We start from the raw sequence: 18,129 nt of genomic DNA on the forward strand, positions 1-18,129 counted from the left end.
CAAGCTGAGCGCTCCCGGCGCCGCTTGGACGGTCTGCTCGCCAACCAGCTCGAAACTACAGAGACAGAAACATCCGCAATTATCGCAGTAGAGTCCCTCTGTAGCCCGGGCGGGACGTGGCAGTTGCAGGCGATGGCCGGGTGGGTAGTCACATGCGGTCTCATGTATGCGTTCGCGCGTGGGTGTGGGCGTCGATGTGTTCGGTGATGCGTGCTGTTGGGAGTCGTGGCCTTGTGCCCGGTGGATGCGCCGAGCAAGGTACGGTCAGTACTGGTGGCGAGCCCACGGTGAGCGGACGTCGTGTTGTGTCGTGTCGTCCGTTCCGGACAGCGCTATGATTCCGCAGCGTCGCGTGGTGACGGCGGCGACCGGTCGCTCGTGGGGGTCGTGGACGCGGTCTGCAGTGGCGTCGATAGGTCCCACGGCGCTTGGACAGATGGGGTTTTTGAGTGGCTGTAACAGTGGTGTGCAGCCGTGTGCTGGTTGCTTACTCGCACAATCATGCTCGTCAGTCGTATTTGGGGGTGGCGTGACCCCCCATGCTCGGGTCGTGTTCAGAGCTTGGTGAACTGTGTTCTTGCGGATGAGATGGGCTCTGTAGTAGTTGGGGTTGGCTACGTGGGTGGGTCGTCGTCGAGGAGGGTGTCGCGGGCGTATTCGAAGGTGTAGACGTCAGTCAACCCGGTGGTGTCGAGGCGGTATTGGTGGGGGGCCATGTTCTCGCTGTACGTACGGGGCACACGAGAGGCACCATCTGGGGGGTCGTGGAGGGCGTGGAGGAGCTGGTGGCCGTCGCCACGAGTTTTGACGAGCCACCACGCCTGCTGGGGGTTGCAGGCGGCCATCTTGTCGAAGTCACTCGGAATCGCCTCGTGGCGGTCGTTGTTGATGCGTTCGGCTTCCAACGCGGCAACCACGTTCTCGTCGCCGTCGAGGACGGCCGCGTCGAGACGACCATCCTCGACACCGTAGTAGCGCTGGACGCGGTCCCCGGGTTTGTTGGGGCCGACCAGCTCTTGGGCGAGGAGGCGGGCGCCGACGTCGACCATGGCGACGTGGAGACTGGATTCGGAGAGGTCGCCCGTGCCATCCCCGTGCGCAATCCCGTCGCGGTGGGCGACGCCGATTTCGTCGCGGCCCTCCGGGGTGACCGTGTACAGCTTGTGTGGACGGCGACAGTCCACGCGCAGTAAGCCGTCGTCGACGAGCTCCTGGACGCCGTCGGCGTCGATGCCGACGTATGCTTCGAGTTGCATCATGGAGTCGTGGACGAGGTCGAACTCCAGCTGGGGGTCGAAGCGCTGCTGGTGGGCCATGTACACAGCAGCGAGCAGCCGGAGCTGAGCGTCACTGTACTGGCTGGCGGCGCGTTCGCCGCTGGTGAGCGTGAGATCCAGCGAGCAGATGGGGATGTTCGCGCGGTCAACTTCTTCGAGGGAATGGTGACAGTTGATGGCGCGGCGCATCCCGTCGGGCGTCGACGGGTATTTCGTGTCGTCCTCGCAGGTGTCGCAGACGAGCGGGTACGGGGGTTCGTCGATGTACGTGAGACAGTCGGGAAAGCGCTCGGTGTGGGGGATGGTGGCGGTGGCGGCGACGAGGGTGGCGATGGAGCCGTCGACGGCGGTGGCGGCCGCGGGCTCCGTGCTCGTGCTGGCGGCGCGCCCGATTTCGACGCCGTAGGTTTCGCGGGTGCGGGTTTTGGCGGCCTGAACGGCGTCGGTGAACGCGTGCTTGGTGGCGCCGGTGAGCGGCGCGTCGCTCTCGGGGTGGCCGGCGGGGAGTGGTGGGGAGGCGACGTGGAAGGGGTTGGGCTGGCGTTCGGCGAACGGCGCCGCGGGGCTGACCAACCAGTCGCCGCGCTGGAGCGCTCGGAGGCGGGCGGCGACCTGGTCGGGGTCGTGGTCGCTGGTGGCGAGGCGCTCCGTGAGCCGGCGGTCAACGCCAATCTGGCCGGTGATGATGGTGCCGACGTCGTTCAACAGCTCGGCGTACACCCTGGGGTGGGAGTCGCGGAGCTGGTCGGGGAACTGCATGGCGAGCGTCACCCCGAGGTCGAAGCCGCGGCCCTGGGAGAGCAGCGTATCCAGAATTCCGGTGGTGGCGAGGTCGGCGGCTTCCTCGATGTAGCAGTTCACGAGCGGGCGGTCCTGCGCGTTCGTCGTTGTCTGTCGGCGCTGGAGCGCGCGCCACAACTGCGAGAGGATCGCCACCGCGAGCAGCGTCCGTGACCGTTCACCGTACCCCTGGAGGTCGACGATGATGACGCAGTCGTCGTCGAGGGCCGCGCGGAGGTCGAAGCGGTCGGCCGAGGGGTGCGCTTCGAAGAGGGGCGCGAGGCGAGCGTCGTTCGTTGCGGTGCCGATGCGGCGGGTGGCGGCGCTCATGATGCTATCGAACGTGTTAGGGTTGTTCGCGGCCGTACTGGCGAGCTGCTGGTGGAGCCGCCCGTCCGAGACCGGCGGCGGGTTCTTCGTTTCGTGGAACTGCGCGGCCGCCGCCAGTAGTTCTTGCTGGCTGATGCTGTCGGCGCCGTGGACGGGGTCGAACAGCGCGCGCACGAGCTGCTGGATGACTTCGACGGCGGCCTCAGCACTGTAGAACTGCTCGGGCCCCATCGCCGCCGCGAGCAGGTCGACGTAGTGTTCGGCGACCGTATTGACAGCCCACTCGCGGTCCAACCCAGCGTCGAGGAGTGGTTCAATCGTCAGGAAGGGGAGTGCGGGCAGGTACTCGGTGCAGTCGAAGTAGTGGACGTCTTCGAGGGTGTCGTAGCGCGCGTAGTGGGTTTTCGTGTATGCTTCGGGTGCGTCGTCGCCTTTCGCGTCGATGTAGATGGTGGCGCCGTCCGTCGCAGCGTGATTGGTGAGCTGCATGCGCTGGCCGACGGCGGTTTTGCCGGCGCCGGTCGACCCGAAGATCGCGGTATGGAGTGGCTGCACGGCTGGTGGCAGTGCAAGTGTCGCGTCCAGGGTGGTGCGGTCACCAGTCCGGGGGTGGCCGACGGTCATCCCCGGCTGGTCGAGGTAGCGCTGGAGGGTGGAGCGGGGCGGGAGTTCGATGCCCGTACGGTCCTCGGGTGTTGGTTCGAGCGCGCGACTCGCTGCCGGACTCAATGAGGGGCCGTCGACGACGCAGAATGACCCTACGGCGGCGGGGTCGGCGACGATGGCGGGGCTCGCGTTCTCGACCCACGGCAGCATGTGTTTGCGCCGGCTCGGACTCGTCCTCGTGGTTCGCGTGGAGATGGTGTCGAGGAGCTCGCGGGCGGCGTCGCTATCTGGTGAGTACGTCGTGGGTGTGACGCGGTAGTGGTCGCCGCGAACTGATTGGAAGCCCGCCGAAATCGCGTCAGTGGTGGCGTCGGCGGTCGCTGGGTCGGTGGCGATGGTGATGGCGCGGGCGTTGACGACGAACGACTGCCGCGTGTCGACGGTCTGGATGGCTTCGATGCGGCGAGCGTTCGACGGCGCGATTGTGGCATCATCGACGCGGCGGCGTGCGTTCCGGCCCGCGGGGGTGTCGGGGTCTCGACGACCGGCGTGCTGGCCGGGTTGGGAATCGGTGCGTCGGTACGAGGGAGACCGTGATGTGTCGTGGTCGGTGGCCTCCGTAATCGTGTCCGCGATCCCGCCGAAGATCGCCTGGCCGAGTTCGTGGCGGCGCAAGTCACCGTTCAACTCTAAGTCGATGATGCGGTCTTCCTTGGTCGTGGTCCAGTCGGCCTTCGGCGTGACCAGAATCTGGACGAGCACGGGGGCGTCGGTGGTGGCGAGCGCGTCGAGGAGGCCGGCGAGCGGCCAATCACCCTCGTGGTCGCCGGCGAACGACTCTAGGGCAGGGAGTGGGGTCTGCCAGTCGTCGGGGCGGTCGCCGACGCCCTGCCACTCGACGCCCGCGACCGCGTCGTCATCTGTAGCGTCGTCGGTGTCGGGTTCGAGTGGAGCGTCGAGCCCGAGTGCCTGCTGGTAGGAGGTTGTGGTTTCGACGAGGTCGACGGACGTCGGAAGGGACTGGCGGAGTGTGCGTTTGACTGGCTGGACCGTGTTGTCGACGTACCAGTCGATGTGGCGGTCGCCCGTCGGGCCGGTGTCGCCGGTCGCGACGAACAACCACTCGTAGGTCGGCTGGTCCGTCGTGCGATGGAGGTGCGTGATCGAACGCGCGACGTCACGTGGATGGAGCGGGTCGGTGCTGGGCTGGACGTGGAGGTACTGGCGGTCGGTCGTGAACTGCTCGGGGGGCATACCTAGCGGATGGGGGGACTTGTTTCGTGGGCGATACGTTGCGTGTGTGGGTGTGTGGCACGCAGGTAGTTGTACGTTTGGGCTAGGTGGAATTTAGCGCATTAACCAACAAAGTCCGTGAAGGGGGCTGTTGGTTAATAGTGTTCGCTGGTTGGCGAACGCCCGCGGCCGCTCGCCATCCCGCGCCCCCGCTGCGCGCCTCGTCCCTGCGGTGCTTGCGGGGCGGGGGACGACCGAGGCGGCCGCGCCCGTTCGAAGTCCACCCCAGTTATCGGTTGGGTCACCGAGCGAAGAGCAGTCCTCTGGTGAGTCGTCACGGTTTGCCGCTGCCCAGTGACGTACTGCCCACCTTATTCCGGGGCCTCATCCACCGGTCCCAGCACCGACTGGAGTTCGCGTCTGATAAGTTCAGCGCGCTGTTCGATGAACAGGTCGAAGTTCTCCAACTGGTGGGTCTGAGGGTCGGTCGGAATGAGATGAGTGGTGTAGAATGATTGGTCTCTGCTTTTGATCCACTCCTCAAACGGTTCGTCCTGCTTGGCCTCGTTTTCCCGGCCGGTCAACAACTGCAGGTTCGCGAGGCGGTCGCTTTTTGCCTCGAATGTCCGAGCGCGGTCGCGGTCGATTCCTTGGTCGACAAGGTAGTCTTCGCTGAGGCGGTTACTCGGGAAAATATGGTCCTGGTGATACTGGATGCTTCCGAAGTCGATCTGATCGTAGAGGAGCGTCAGCGTCAGGAACGTCCGACTCCCGCCTTTCGTGTATTCGAGGATGTTCTCGATCATCTCCTCGTTGAACCCCGTCATTTTGCCGAGGTCAGCGAGTTCCGCTTCGATCGCTTCAACCGGGAACCCGTTTCCAGATTGGTTCTTGAGTATCTCCCGAATCCGTGTCAGAACGGAGTCGGCACTGCCGGAGAAGGTGCCATGCAGTAGCGAGGAAATGAACCATCGTTTGATGTCGCGCTTTGTCTCTGCCCGCTTCGTTTCGTCCCGGCGCAGTTTTTCGGCTGTCAGTCCCGTCTGTTTGAAATAGTACGCGAGCGGGATCACGGCGTTTCGGCTCAGTAGGGTCTTGCCACCGATCCCGAAGTGGTTGACGAGGGTGGCGGCCTCCTCGATGGCGCGCCGGATTTCGTCCCACTCTGCTTCCATTTTCGCGACGTTCTCGCGTTTGAACTGACTGACCCTGTATCGGACCGGTAAGTCCGCGAGGACGAGCGAGGACTTCAGGAGGAAATCCTTCCCGTAGTTATTCGTCATCGGAAGCTGGGTGTTGAGGTGGTCGACGAACGACGTGAGCTCCTCCCGAGCATCGTACTCCTGCCAGTTGGCCTGTGCAATCGAGAGCAGTAGGTCCGATTTGCTGAGCTGTGTCCCGCCATCGTTGGTCCGGATGAAGATCTCGAGAACACGGTCGATGTCCTGGCGCTGTTCCTCGAAGTAGGTGATATACTTCTGATCGTGAATCGCTCGCCTGAGGTCCCGGAGATTCTGCCCGAATGCTCGCTCGTTTTCGACGTCCCGTTCGGCCGTCTGCTTGCTGATGTAATCCTGAATATCGATCGACTCCGGATAGTTAAGGATCGCTCCTGCACGAAACCACCAGTCACCGCTTCGCTGGACGAGCCGTTCATCGTATTTGTCGACCGGGAGGAACTTGAACTGGTATCTGGTGTTGCGGTCACCGCCTTCCTCGGCTTCCGCCCGTGGATCCGAGCTGACGTTGAGATACAGCCGCGATTTCGTCCACGAGCCCGGGTTCCGGTACCACTTGTATGGCTGCTTGTAGGTGTACGTCCCTTTGAGACCGATATAGAACGAGGAGAGCCGTTGCTGTCCGTCGAGGATAAGCTTCAGATCGCCGGCCCCATCCGGTTTTGCTTTGGAATTACGAGACTGCGCGTTGGTCTCGATCCACTTTGTCGAGGTAATGTAGTCCTTGATGAACCCGTACATCGTGTATTCGTCCCAGTTCTCCTCGTGGAGGTCCCAGTAGAGAAACGTCCCAATTGGATACCCCTGCAGCACGGAGTCGAAGAGATCCGTAATTTGCTCGCGTTCCCAGACGATTTCACGTTGAATCGCCGGCAGCAGGTAATCCCCGTTCTCGATTCGCCGAACAGCGTCGTGAATCGTCACCCGTTGGTCGTACATTGCGAACATCGGCGAGATGGAATTTCATAATGATTTCGGGAAGGGGTTCAACCGCACTGGATACGGCATCGACCCATCAGCGAAGACCCTTCTCCAGATACCCCACTATCCCCCGTAATCCATCCAGACAGTATTCCCCCACTGTGCGCTCGCGGCCCGCCCCGCTCGCCGCGTGCCGCCCGTCGCGTGGTGGCTCCTGGCGCCTGTCTGCGTGTTCCCGTGGCATACGCGGGTGGCGCACACGTACCACCGCGTTGCCCGGTCGTTGCGCACGGAGTACGTTTCTCGTGCACCCCGAAAGGCGTGCAGCGCGCAACGATGCGTGCTGCGTGACCCATTATGGCTGGTCCCGATCCGCACGACGACACGAGTCGCGACTACGAACGGTTCGAGAAGGAACAGCTCGCCCAGGACCGCGACGCCGGCGGCGTTGACACGGCGGACGTCGATGACGCGACTGGCCAGAACCTGGTCAACGACCTCGTCGACGCGGACGTCGTCACTCCGGTTCCCAAGGACCAAGTTCTGGTTCACGAGCCGAGCGGCACCGCGTTCGACTCATCGACGCAGCTGGCCGTCTTCCACCGTGGCTGGACGGCCGGCCGCGACGCCGACCTAGAGGGCAAGTGATGCAGCAGACCCTCGTCGGTTGTACGTTCTGCGATGCGCCGCCCGGTACCGAGACTGGCAAGGCACACACCTAGGGGCGGGAAGAACGAGTCACCTACCCGATCTGCATCGACTGCGCAATTCAGACGAGGCCGGATCCCGACGAGCGCAATCACGTCGCCTGTGGCGGCTGTGAACTGGTCGTTGACACGCTCGCGGCGCTCACGCGCTTCCGCGTCGAACTGGGGCATCTGGACGGCCCGTTGCAGCTGTGCGCTCGCTGTAGTCCGGGTGGGCTCGCGACGTACTGGACGCGCGATTTCGAGGAGCATCTCGTCGCGACGCCGGCAGAGTGACCATCGCGTATCGGTAGGCACAGAACTAGCCTCACCAACGAGCAAACGAGCCAAATAGCTATGTGCCAACAGTCCCAACAGTACCGTATGTCGAACGGCGCCATCGATATCGAGGAGTTCGAGAACGCCGACGGCGACGACTTCGAGGAGCGGACCGACACCGAGCGGATCGTGGTGTTCCTCGACGAGCACGACGACCGGGCGTGGAAGGCGGCGTCGATCGCGGAGCGACTCGGCCTGGAGACCGACGCTGTCAGTGCGATCCTCTCGCGGCTGAAGGAACGCGGGCTCGTGCGACACAAGCGCCCGTACTGGGCGATCACGGACGATGAAGAGCGGCTCCAATCCGCGTATCGACTCCACCGCTTCCACGAGACGGCCGACGACCAGTACGGCGAGGAGCACCTCGAGGACCTCCAGACTGACGAGCTGGAAGACGTACAGTGACGGCGTTCGAAGACCTGAAACGTGGCGACATCGTCTGGGCGAGCGACCCGCTCTCAGAGAAAGGCCGCCCGATGCTCGTACTAGGGGCTCCCCAGTTCTCGTCCCATGGTGTGCAGCTCATTGTCCTCATCTCCACGAAAACCTATCACGAGGAATCACTCACACTTCGAGATGACGACTACGCGGGCGACCCACTCGGAGAACGAAGTCACGTCCTCCCGTGGTCGCTTGCGACGCTCACCACTCCGGCAGACATCGACCACTATCTCACCTCGCTCGTCGACGAACGCACCGCGGACGTGACGAACCAGCTGACTGACTACATTTCCAGCTGAGAACCGCCGCTTATCGTGGCAGCTATTATTGGCGCGTTCGGGTCGCCGTCTGTTCTGAACTCGATGAACTCGAAGTACTCGCCAGGGTGGACGTACACGGTCTGGCCCGGTCCGGCTTCCTCGACTGCGGTCTGAATGGCCGCCAACGGCTCCTCTTGTGTCCTTGGGTTCGCGTCGTCACCCTCCATGGCGACGTGGATCGTGTCCGAAGACGATTCTTGGGACGACGTTGGCGAGTCGGTGTGGGTCGGGGTTGCCTCAGTATCCGTCCTCGACTCCGTCGTTTCCGTCGAGGTCTCAATCAGCTCCTGTGGACTTCAGTACGAAATAGCGGTTCTGATACGGAGGCATACCCGGAGATTCCCTCTTTGCTTACGTAACGGCTCGCCCCGCTCGCCGCTGCCGCCCGCCGCGTCGCTCGCGACCGACCATTCCGGGCATGCGGCTCCCTCGCAGTGCTGGGTCGCCGTTCCGGGCTAAAATGGATGTGCCCTCGGTGCCAGCGGGAAAGCGTGGGGGGACGGGAGTCAGGCTTGATTCGGTGGGAGAGACCACCCCGAAAAGCCCTCGGCCGCTTGACGGCCTGTTCATTTCAAGTTGATAAGTGACCGGCTACACTAGACTCGGTGCGATTGCCAGTATGGCACCGGCAACAATCGCAGGCCACTCAGTTTGTATATTCCAGTTACGAGATCCTTGATGAATCAGGAAAATTCCGAGTGCGATGACGGCGCCGGCGGTCTGGATGACGAAATACTCGGTCGCACGCTCAAGAACAGATGGAATTACCTTCGTGATGATTCCAGACACCACGGTCATCACACCAATTCGGAAGAATAGCGTCCGGTCTTTTGATCCAAACAGATGGCTGGCTGCCTTGGCGTATCTGTTGCCCTGCTCATATAGGGATTCTGCGACAAAACCGATCAATACTCCTTGGATTCCGAGAATTACTAGCCACTCCAACCCGGATGAGGCCCTTTCGATTGTTCGAAGCGCAGACGTAATGATTCCGACATTGAAATACAGTCCTAGTCCGCCAAGCGTGGAGGCGGTGAGAAGATAGACCTGCCACGGTTTGTAATTGCTCGCTTTGATTCGTCGGTGGATCTTTTCCAATCGCATTATTTAGTATCGACTCGGTGGATGGTGTCTCTGTTCTGCCCCAGCCAACGCTTCGAATGTGTGGTTGTCATCTGTCTCTCGATCAGTACCGTCACGCTACGGGGGGTTATTGCACTCGCTCAGTGGTCGGTTGGTGACCGCAAACCCGTAGTTGGCAACCACCGATTCACGAGGAGTTTCAAGAGGACCTTGTTAGTAAAGAACAGTAGCTTATGAGTGACACAGAATTGCCTGAATTCATCAACCAGGACGTCTTGCTTGATATCTCGACTGTCGATGTTCCAGATGAAGCACTACTAAGGTGCTTTGTGAACGCGAACAAGCCGTTCCTGAGTAAATCAGCCGTCGCTGAGATGACCGGCCTCAGCGATGAGGGAACTCGGAAGCGTCTGAACTCTTTGGTTGATAGAGGAGTACTACTGAGTGCGGAAGCAGGCAGGCAGACGAACATCTACTGGCTCAATGATCCACGATCGAGTTGGCCGGTGCCGAGTGATTTAGAACCCTCCTTGTCCGGGATGACTGGCCGGATGGCTGAAACCGTAACGAGGATTCATCGTTTGACTACGTTCACGATATTGTACGCTGGCACTATTTCCGGGCTGTATCTCCTTGACTGGATGAGCAGTCTGCAGGTGACCGACGGCGTATTTGAACTCTCACTGAACTGGGCAGTAATGCCCGGACTGGCGTTCGCCCTCCTTAGCGTCTTGTTCTATATTGGATTCCAGACGTCACTGTTGGTTGAAAGCAATCAAGCCTGGTGGCCGACCATCAGACAGGTGTATCGAAGGGTCGTACAATAATCCGGTAGTTGTAACACATCATACACAATACACACCCACGGGATACGTGAATAGACGGTCTGAACGGTCACTGAAGGGCGAGAATTATCGCGCTTGGTCGCTGGCCTAGTCGTCTGGAGGCTGCCATTTTCCTGTATACGATACGGCCCGCCCCGCTCGCCGCTGCCGCCCTCCGCGTCGCTCGCGACCGACCATTCCGGGCATGCGGGCGCTCTCCGCACCGCCCGCGCCTGTTCCGGGCTAAAATGAATGTGCCCTCGGCGCCAGCACCAAGCGCGCTTTCGGTTGCGTCGCCCTCGCTCCCGGTGGTCGCTCGGTTGACGGACACGAAACCGGCTTGCGTGCTGGCCGCTCGCTCCGGGCGGGTCGGCGCGCGGTGCTGGTTGGGGCCACCTCATGCAGGCGCGCTCTCGCTCGCGCCCCGGTGGGGCGCTCGCGAAGGCGCGAGCGAGAGCGCGCAGATGGGTCTGTCGGTCGTTGTCGTCGGAAAACCGCGAGTGGAGTCGCGGTGGTGGCGCGTGAGCGCCTTCGGAGTTAGTGAACTCCAATGTCTAGTAACAACGCTAGTCGCAAGGTCGTTACGGTCGCTGAACAGGCATTCGAGCACCCCGAGGAGCAGGCGGACGCTGAAGACGGCTTCCCGGTCGTCGACGAGACGCCGGAGTTCGAGGCCGCGGTCGAGCAGGAAACACAAGCGAAGGTGGATGCGAACCACCCGGATGGCATCAAGGAGACGAGCGCCGAGCGGATTCACGGCGTCACCCTCGAACAGGAGGAACGCATTCTCGGGCGGGAAGCCGAACTCGAACACATCAGTGCCCGTGCTGACTTGGGTCGGCAGAACGGTCGGGAGGAGCGCACGCGTGACGTGGTCGCCGACCAGTGTGGGCGTGCCGAGCCTGCACGGACGGACCCGCGGGAGCACCTCACAAGAGAGGAACTTGCGGAGGTGAATCGAGAGGCGATGCGGATTCAGGACGAAGTGGATTGTGGGTGGACGAGTGCGGCCATCGCGCGGCAGGTAGCCGAGAAGGTTCGTGCCGGCCAGGACGTGACGTCGGCGGTGTTGGAGCTCGTTGAGGAGGTGAAGGCGGTTCCAGGACGGGTCGTGCCGATTGCGGAGGTGCCGGACGTCCCGGTCGGTGAGGTGACAGTTCAAGGAACTGTGCAGACCCTTTGGGAACCGAGCAGTAGCGCGATTCAGCAAGTCGGGCTGATAGCGGATGACAGCGGGAAAATCAAGTTCACCTGCTGGGAGAAATCCGGGCAGACGGTTGTCCGCGAAGGCCAGACGGTCAGGTTCCGGGCAGCAGCGAAGAACTGGTACGAAGGCCGGTGCTCAATCGCGCTGACCGGGTGGTCCGATATCCACTTCCCGGAGCGCGGTCGGTGGTGGGAAGCATAGCGAGGATGTGGTCTCTTTCTTTTTGTGTGCCAGACCAGACCCAAGCCCCACCGCCCCACCCTCCGCTCCCGGCCTCCCTCCGGTCAGCCGGCAGCCACAACCGGAGTCACAGCTTTGGGAGTGGTGGACTCAGAAACAAGACCGCTATCGCGACGGAGTCTGTTCTTGGTCTTCCTCCAACTCCGCGTAATACTCGCGATACTCGCCGATGTCCACAACTAACTCTCCACTCCGCCCATGCCGTAGTGTAAGCAGGTTCTCGTCGTCACATGCGTCCCACTCGCGTTTCTCATCGCGACGAGAGGTGAGGTTCGCTGTCCACGTCATCGCTCGCTTAATCGTCTCGTTGGGCCACTCACTCCGATCCGTCGTCTCCCGAAGAATTGCGCGGACGTCCCCAGAGGATAACACCAGCTGTGATCCGCCCCGGGTTTCGGCGTGTCCGCCAAACTTCGGGAAGATATCGGCCGCATGGAAATCACCGGGGGTCCCCGAGAGGCGACGCTTCCCACGGTGTTCCGTTGACTCGTGGTCGGAGTCAAGCAGGCAGGGCGGTGGACGTGTGCTCGCGTGGAAGGCGTTCCAGTTCGTCACCTTGCGAGAGATACGGGTCGTGTGCTGGGGTCGCACTCGACGTCATCCGGAGGCGTACCCGGCCGGTGGTTACTCATGCGAGGTTACCTCCGCGGCGACGTTTTCGCCAGCGTCAGTCAGCCCGTAAAAGCGCCCCTTCGAGCGCTCTTCGGGGACGAGCAGTTCGACCACGTCGTGCTCGCGGAGTTCCGTGAGCGTGCGCGAGACGTGCGTAATCTCAAGGCCAGTGCGCTCCCCAAGCGTCGTCGGCGTCGCCGGGCCATCGTCGTTGAGCGCATTGATGACTGCGCGCCGGTAGTCGGAGGCCACCACGAACCCGAGCACGTCCCAGTCGACGCCGTCGGCGTCCGCAGTCATCACGCATCGACCTCCGTGCGCGGGAAGTTACGCGCGAGCGTGTCTCCGACTTCGTGACCGCACGTCTGGACCACGACATCGCCCGGGCCGCGTCGTTCGACTGTACGAATTAATGCCCTGCAGACCGGGCAGCCGTCGTTCTTGCGGTGCTGTACAACAGAAGGCTCTTGGTCGCTGTCGTTGGATTCGAACATGGGCTTCGTACCTTATCTACGAGGCCCCACGCGGGCCCGTTGTTCCGAGCAACGGGGTCCGCACCTTCTCATGAAGACCCATCGGGGAGCGACGGGTCCGCCGGAAGCCCCGTTACAAACTGGTTAGTTTGTGAGATACTTGGTTCTTACCCACTATATAGTTTGTAAGGACAGCTGTCGAGTTTGCCTGCCTGAATCCATGAAAATAGTAATACGGCTCGCGGAAGGTGACCAGTGGTATGGCGACGCCCCGGTTGGCGGATTGGATGACTCCCGTAGATAGAGACATCCTTGAACGTCTCTGGAACGAGCGCAACCGGGACCTTCAACTCACCCCCTCGATGATTGCTGAGAACGTTGACTGGGGCCATCAAGCGGTTCGAGAACACGTCTTAACGCTACACGAGCACGACCTGATTGAGTACGCAGACGAAGACCGGGGTGTGTACAAGCTCTCCAAGCGTGGTCGAAAGTGGCTCGAAGGCGAGCTACCGACCGAGGAATTGGAGGACAACTAGATCGCCCACTACCGGGACACAATAAACCCTATTTAGACCATGTACCCCGAAGACTGGTCTTGGTGCGTTTCGATTACGCACTCCGAGAAAATGCCGACGAACTCTTTGAGAATCTCGAGTCTGCATCAGAAAGCCAACCGAACGATTTCACTCGACCCACTGTCAGGGATAATCTTCTACGGGATTATACATTTAGTTTCGATGGTCATCGAATTTCTCCCCATTTTGAATCCGTCCAGATTCGAGCAGTTGAAGCAAACTATGGATTCGTCGAAGTCGTCTCAGTCGCAGAAGTTGAGCCATTATCTCTTCTATACCTCGGAATTGGGTCGGATGTAGGCGATCGACATCAACGGAAAGTATACTGGCTTACGCTTGCTGTTACAGTCCTCACCGTCGTCTTGACCATAGATGCGTTGTTAATCAGAGGGCTTGGTCAATTTATATACAATCTAACCATGAATCGAGTAGGTGCTTCTCCTCAAGTTTGGAATAGCCTGATGGGTATTCTAGCACTCCTCGTAATCCTACTCTCACCCGCTATCGGGACCAGTAAATAATATTCTCTTGGTTGGAGCTATTTCCAGTTCGCTATTGACGACAAACTACCGGAAAGCGACATCCCATCTTACTTCTCGTGGCTACTCCAGCAAAAAACGACCTCTACCAGCTGATTGACCACAGGCGGACGTGGAAACGTCGCCGTCGACTGACTCCTCAAGTGAACTTGAGACAACCAACGCCTCGCTGTGATTCTGTTCTTCGGGACGTTCGCGGCGCTATACCTGGTGGTCATGAGTTTTCCCGCGGATTTGCAGAATAGAGTGGCTTCACGAATCTCGTCGGCCACGGAGCCGGGTTCTTCACCGGGATGGCGATTCACTACTACCAATCGAGGTGGGTTCGTAGAATGCCGGTTCAGTAGGTCCACTCGTAAGCCCCCACATACTATATGTGGCCCTTATGCTTAGGAGTATAATCTCAAACAGAAGCATAGTGTATTTCTCCGCCACTATTATGTGTATAGGAGTAGCATAGAACCTATACGAATGACAGAGGAACAACTAGACCTTGAGGCCGGCGACTCAGCTTCGAACGACGAAAAGGACGCGAGAAGCCCTGAGTTCGCAGATGATGCAGAGATTGACCGGGAAGTGCCCGTAGAGCGTGAGAATACCCTAAAACGAGTTCGAGAGGACTACGACCGGCCATGGATGGGAAGTATTGCTGAGGCAATACAGAATGGCGGAGACGCCTTCGGGACCCACAGGGAGATGGGGGTCCTTGAGGAGGATAGTACACTTGAGATCGAGATATCGATCGACACCAAGAACGCGACCTATACCTACGAAGACAACGCCGGTGGGATGACGAAGGAGATTCTCGAGGACAATCTCGTCGGTATAGACACGCCTAACGAAAGTAAGCAAACTGGTACGAAGGCTGGCGCGTACGGCCGCGGATTCTACGTCATCGCCATGTGCGGCGAGGATAAAACGTACGTAGAGTCTCGTCAAGGATCGGAACACCACGCGCTGACGATAACACCGGAAGGCAAGTACAGTCGTGCAAAGACTCCAGCAGCGAGCCGCTCGCAGCTACCAGATGACGTTCAAGGAACGTATATTCACGTCACTGGTGTCCGGGAGAACGACCTCGAGAAGTTGAGCGATTGGGACGAAGTAGAAGATGTACTCATCCGGAAGTTTACATTTCTACTACTCCGAGATGACGTGAGCGTAAAATACACTATTGACGGAGAGACCCACATCCCAAGTCCTCCGGACGTGAAGGCTGCACGAGAATCGGATGAACTACTCCACCTCGGCAAACTCCCGAAATTCACTGCAGAGGGTGACGAATATCAGGTAAAGAATCTTGTTGTAGTCGGAACGGAATCCCTCGACGATTTGCCGTGGAGCGGGGTCGCGATGCTGAAGGGCGATATCGATGGGGATCCGTTCATGTGTGTGAACGACTACAAACCTCATCGTATTCCTTCATTGAGGCAGCCAGCGAAGATGATTGGTTGGTGTGACGTCCGTGAGCTTTGCCCGGACTTAGAAAATAACTCCCACACCAACTTCCGCGGCTTCGAGAGTGATACTGGCATCAAAGAGGAGTTGAGGAAACTGCACGACGAGCACTTCAAGAAAGGGCGGACGACTGAGGAATCGGAAGAGCTCGCGAGTAACATCACAGATGAGCTGAACGATCTGCTCACCGATATTGACGACTTTAGCTCGTATCGCTCGTTCGGATCGGGCGTTGAGGTTGATGAAGGGGAAGGCGACGAAGATGAGGGTGAAACCAAAACCGGAAATGATATCGATATACTCCGTTGTCAGGCTGGTGACCGCGACTTCGAGCCAGGGGAGACCATCCCACTGTCAGTAACAGTTAAAAACCCGAAAGATCCCGAGAGTGAGAAGTACGAAATCTACGATATCGAGATTAGCTGTCCAGATAACGATGTCCACCGTGAATTTACCCCGAAAAAAGTACACGTAGGGGAGAACCAAACTGAAACGTTTGATATTGAGCGCATCCGTCCCTCCGAAGAGGGGATATACGCGTTCAGCGCCTCGGTTCGTTCTCGTCCGGATGTTATCGGATTGGGTGAGGAAGAGGAGCAGGAAGAACTAGACCGCTCGAAGATTTATATCCGAGTCGGGGACCCAGAAAGATCAACGAAGACGAGTAACGGTCCGGTTGATGAAGGGGAAGAAAAGGGAGGTGATGACGGTGACGGGAAAGCCTCTATCGTTCATGCCGTTACGTTCTTCCCTGATGAGGAGGAGAACTGGAAGGCCCTGACGAGCGAGAACGAGGACGGATTTGAAGTGACGATCAACACGACTCGTCCAGAGTGGCAGAGAGCACTGGCGATTGTCGATAACGACGACCTTCGGGATGAGATACAGCTGAAACTCGGCGTCGAGTGGGGTGCCGAAGAACTCATTCTGGAACGTAACTTCGATATGATAGAAGAGTTACTAGACGACGATATTACGATCGACGGTGAACGGGCAGCTGATGTACTTCGGCAAGAGCTTACCGATCGGGCAGAACTGTTAGCCGATCTAGAAGCAAAAATCGAGCAGCGGCACAACATCGAGTACAGCAATTAAGTAGGCGACCGTCTAATCCACACTATGTCCGATTTGTATACTAAGATCGAGGACGGCGAATACTCCATAGAAATCAAAGAGACTCGTCGGGGTAGGTTTCCGGCTCTCAACAAGGGTGGCGTTCGAACTCTTACTAAGGAAGAGGACGATGAACTGCAGGAGATGATGAAGAAGTATAAAGACACAATATTATCCCTGTATGACATAAATGAAGAGTACAGTGGAAATAAGCGAGCTTGGAAGCTCGGAAAAGAGATAGCAAGTGTGCAAAAAGACGATCAGGCCGATATTCAAGCTCTATTTAAAATCCTCCCAGTCGAGCGCTTTAGTGACTCATCCGCCTACCGATATCGCTTGTTCTACGAGGCCTTCCCGGACAGCGAAGGAGAAACCCACACAGAGTATAATCCGGAGCACAGGCATACGATTCTGTCTGAGTTGGTACAGAGATCAGAACCTACAGAAACAAAGTCGAAATACGAGGTAGCTCGCGACATCTACGATCGTATTCGCCATCAAGATGACCTGTCCCAAGATGAAGTTCGGGCATGGTCCGACATTTCTAATGGCGATCGCCAACTAACCGAAGTAGTCACAGCAGTACGAGATAGAGTAGACCAACCGGCGGTTGAGAACGTGATTAACATCTACCAGATGCTCGACGAAGAGCCTCCAAGCGAGGATCGGATCGAGCAAGAACTCAAGTAAAATGAGGATTCCAGCAGAGGTTGACCCTGATACGTACGAACAAATAAATCAGCTGGTCAAACAAGGTGCCTACGCCTCGCCAAATCAGTTCATCCGTGTAGCTATCCAGAATCAGCTGGACTTAGAAGAAACAGACATTAATTCATCCGAGATAGGGAGTCAGGGCGGTTCAGCGGACTCCTTGAGAACGATAACTGGAGATCAGGACGCGACCCGCCCAAGAACCCCAAGTTCTACATTTGAGTGGGGATATCAGGTTCCCAAAACCATTCCTTTAGAGACTGCGTTCCCGCTAGAACGAGACGATCAACTTCTATTCTCGCAATATTATCGCTTCCTTCCACTGAAGTTTGTACTGTATGAATTAGCGAAGTTGTACCAATCGAATGATGAAACGATCACTCTCTCTACGTTCCGTTCACATATTAAGAATGCAGTAGAGCCTCTGAGGGATGAGATTGTGGCATGGGAAAATGAAGAAAATGTGAAAAAGAAGAACCGGAAATCTGCTGGATTCCCTAAATCAGACTCAAATAATCCAGAGCAGTCAATGAACCGGTTTCTAAACCATTTCGTAGGGAAAGTCCAGAAAACAAAATCCGAGCCGGCAGGATTTGGTCATGAATTAGGCGTCCTAGCCATCAAAAGAGACGGCGGCTCCGAATCATGGAGGACCTGGCTAACTGAGAGCGGGGAAGAATTCCTCCGGTACAAGAACCCGCTCCTCGCTCATGGACCCGAGGAACCTGCACTTAGTGAGTCTGAGCGACGGTTCTTGGTAGACCATATTAGACAAAATATTGATCTAGAATTTGAATTTATGTGTTACATATCAGATATAATTTCGGAAGTTGAAGGAACATATACATCCCGTATGGAAGACCTTCACCAATTCTTGGCTGCTGAGGATGCACTTGGGGAGGACATCACAGAGAACCAGGTACGCTCCCAAACCGGTGGTACAATCAGCCGAATGGTTGACTTAGGTATTCTAACTAGAGGTGACAGAAGGGGACACTACAATCTGGAGGAGCACCCGGAAGATTTCCCCGAACCATCACCGTCCGGTAAGTTAGAATGAACTTCGCCAAATCACTACTATCAAGAGGGAACAAATCCGATTCACACCAAGTAGACGCAT

At 58.5% G+C, this 18,129-nt stretch carries 14 protein-coding genes and 1 pseudogene; 10 read left to right on the forward strand and 5 right to left on the reverse strand.

Annotation, left to right across the window (positions count from 1 at the left end; genetic code table 11):
* Positions 1–614: 614 nt before the first annotated feature.
* Positions 615–4,247 (reverse strand): type IV secretory system conjugative DNA transfer family protein, encoded by a 3,633-nt coding sequence (locus HHUB_RS11965; protein ID WP_059057833.1) that lies wholly within the window; start codon positions 4,245–4,247, stop codon positions 615–617.
* 350 nt (positions 4,248–4,597) lie between these two features.
* The gene (locus HHUB_RS11970; protein WP_169793413.1) at positions 4,598–6,403 is read right to left on the reverse strand and encodes a GmrSD restriction endonuclease domain-containing protein; all 1,806 of its coding nucleotides are present in this window, start codon (positions 6,401–6,403) and stop codon (positions 4,598–4,600) included.
* 339 nt (positions 6,404–6,742) lie between these two features.
* Here HHUB_RS11970 and HHUB_RS11975 point away from each other — a divergent pair, with 339 nt between their 5' ends.
* The 4 genes and pseudogenes from HHUB_RS11975 to HHUB_RS11985 all read left to right on the forward strand — a co-directional run bounded on the left by HHUB_RS11975 (position 6,743) and on the right by HHUB_RS11985 (position 8,150).
* The gene (locus HHUB_RS11975; RefSeq protein ID WP_059057835.1) at positions 6,743–7,033 is read left to right on the forward strand and encodes a hypothetical protein; all 291 of its coding nucleotides are present in this window, start codon (positions 6,743–6,745) and stop codon (positions 7,031–7,033) included.
* Positions 7,033–7,368 (forward strand): annotated as a pseudogene (locus tag HHUB_RS17640) (DUF7558 family protein). The gene HHUB_RS11975 and the pseudogene HHUB_RS17640 overlap by 1 nt, the downstream one beginning before the upstream one ends.
* Positions 7,369–7,455: 87 nt before the next feature.
* On the forward strand, positions 7,456–7,815 hold the full coding sequence (locus tag HHUB_RS11980; protein WP_059057836.1) for a MarR family transcriptional regulator: 360 nt from the start codon (positions 7,456–7,458) through the stop codon (positions 7,813–7,815).
* Entirely contained in the window at positions 7,812–8,150 is a 339-nt protein-coding gene (locus tag HHUB_RS11985; protein ID WP_059057837.1) for a type II toxin-antitoxin system PemK/MazF family toxin, read from the forward strand. The genes HHUB_RS11980 and HHUB_RS11985 overlap by 4 nt, the downstream gene beginning before the upstream one ends.
* Here HHUB_RS11985 and HHUB_RS11990 read toward each other — a convergent pair.
* Positions 8,135–8,338 carry a hypothetical protein gene (locus HHUB_RS11990; RefSeq protein WP_059057838.1) on the reverse strand — a complete coding sequence of 68 codons (204 nt, stop codon included), beginning with the start codon at positions 8,336–8,338 and terminating at the stop codon, positions 8,135–8,137. The genes HHUB_RS11985 and HHUB_RS11990 overlap by 16 nt on opposite strands.
* Positions 8,339–8,762: 424 nt before the next feature.
* Positions 8,763–9,275: a hypothetical protein gene (locus HHUB_RS16095; RefSeq protein WP_082687239.1), complete on the reverse strand. Its 513-nt coding sequence runs from the start codon at positions 9,273–9,275 to the stop codon at positions 8,763–8,765.
* 212 nt (positions 9,276–9,487) lie between these two features.
* On the opposite strand from HHUB_RS16095, the gene HHUB_RS11995 reads away from it, so the two are divergent.
* On the forward strand, positions 9,488–10,081 hold the full coding sequence (locus HHUB_RS11995) for a hypothetical protein (protein WP_059057839.1): 594 nt from the start codon (positions 9,488–9,490) through the stop codon (positions 10,079–10,081).
* Between the two features lie 547 nt (positions 10,082–10,628).
* The gene (locus HHUB_RS12000) at positions 10,629–11,486 is read left to right on the forward strand and encodes a hypothetical protein (protein WP_059057840.1); all 858 of its coding nucleotides are present in this window, start codon (positions 10,629–10,631) and stop codon (positions 11,484–11,486) included.
* A 663-nt stretch (positions 11,487–12,149) separates the two neighbouring features.
* Here HHUB_RS12000 and HHUB_RS12005 read toward each other — a convergent pair.
* Complete coding sequence (locus tag HHUB_RS12005) at positions 12,150–12,437, reverse strand: winged helix-turn-helix domain-containing protein (RefSeq protein ID WP_059057841.1); 288 nt, start codon at positions 12,435–12,437, stop codon at positions 12,150–12,152.
* Between the two features lie 433 nt (positions 12,438–12,870).
* Here HHUB_RS12005 and HHUB_RS12010 point away from each other — a divergent pair, with 433 nt between their 5' ends.
* The 4 genes from HHUB_RS12010 (at position 12,871) to HHUB_RS16665 (ending at position 18,069) form a co-directional block, all read left to right on the forward strand.
* Positions 12,871–13,149: a helix-turn-helix domain-containing protein gene (locus HHUB_RS12010; protein WP_197570626.1), complete on the forward strand. Its 279-nt coding sequence runs from the start codon at positions 12,871–12,873 to the stop codon at positions 13,147–13,149.
* Between the two features lie 1,049 nt (positions 13,150–14,198).
* Complete coding sequence (locus HHUB_RS12015) at positions 14,199–16,280, forward strand: ATP-binding protein (RefSeq protein WP_059057842.1); 2,082 nt, start codon at positions 14,199–14,201, stop codon at positions 16,278–16,280.
* 24 nt (positions 16,281–16,304) lie between these two features.
* Positions 16,305–16,988 (forward strand): hypothetical protein, encoded by a 684-nt coding sequence (locus HHUB_RS12020; protein WP_059057843.1) that lies wholly within the window; start codon positions 16,305–16,307, stop codon positions 16,986–16,988.
* Between the two features lies 1 nt (position 16,989).
* The gene (locus HHUB_RS16665; RefSeq protein WP_157533999.1) at positions 16,990–18,069 is read left to right on the forward strand and encodes a ribbon-helix-helix domain-containing protein; all 1,080 of its coding nucleotides are present in this window, start codon (positions 16,990–16,992) and stop codon (positions 18,067–18,069) included.
* The last annotated feature ends 60 nt before the right edge of the window (positions 18,070–18,129 follow it).

The organism is Halobacterium hubeiense, assembly GCF_001488575.1.
GTDB lineage: Archaea > Halobacteriota > Halobacteria > Halobacteriales > Halobacteriaceae > Halobacterium > Halobacterium hubeiense.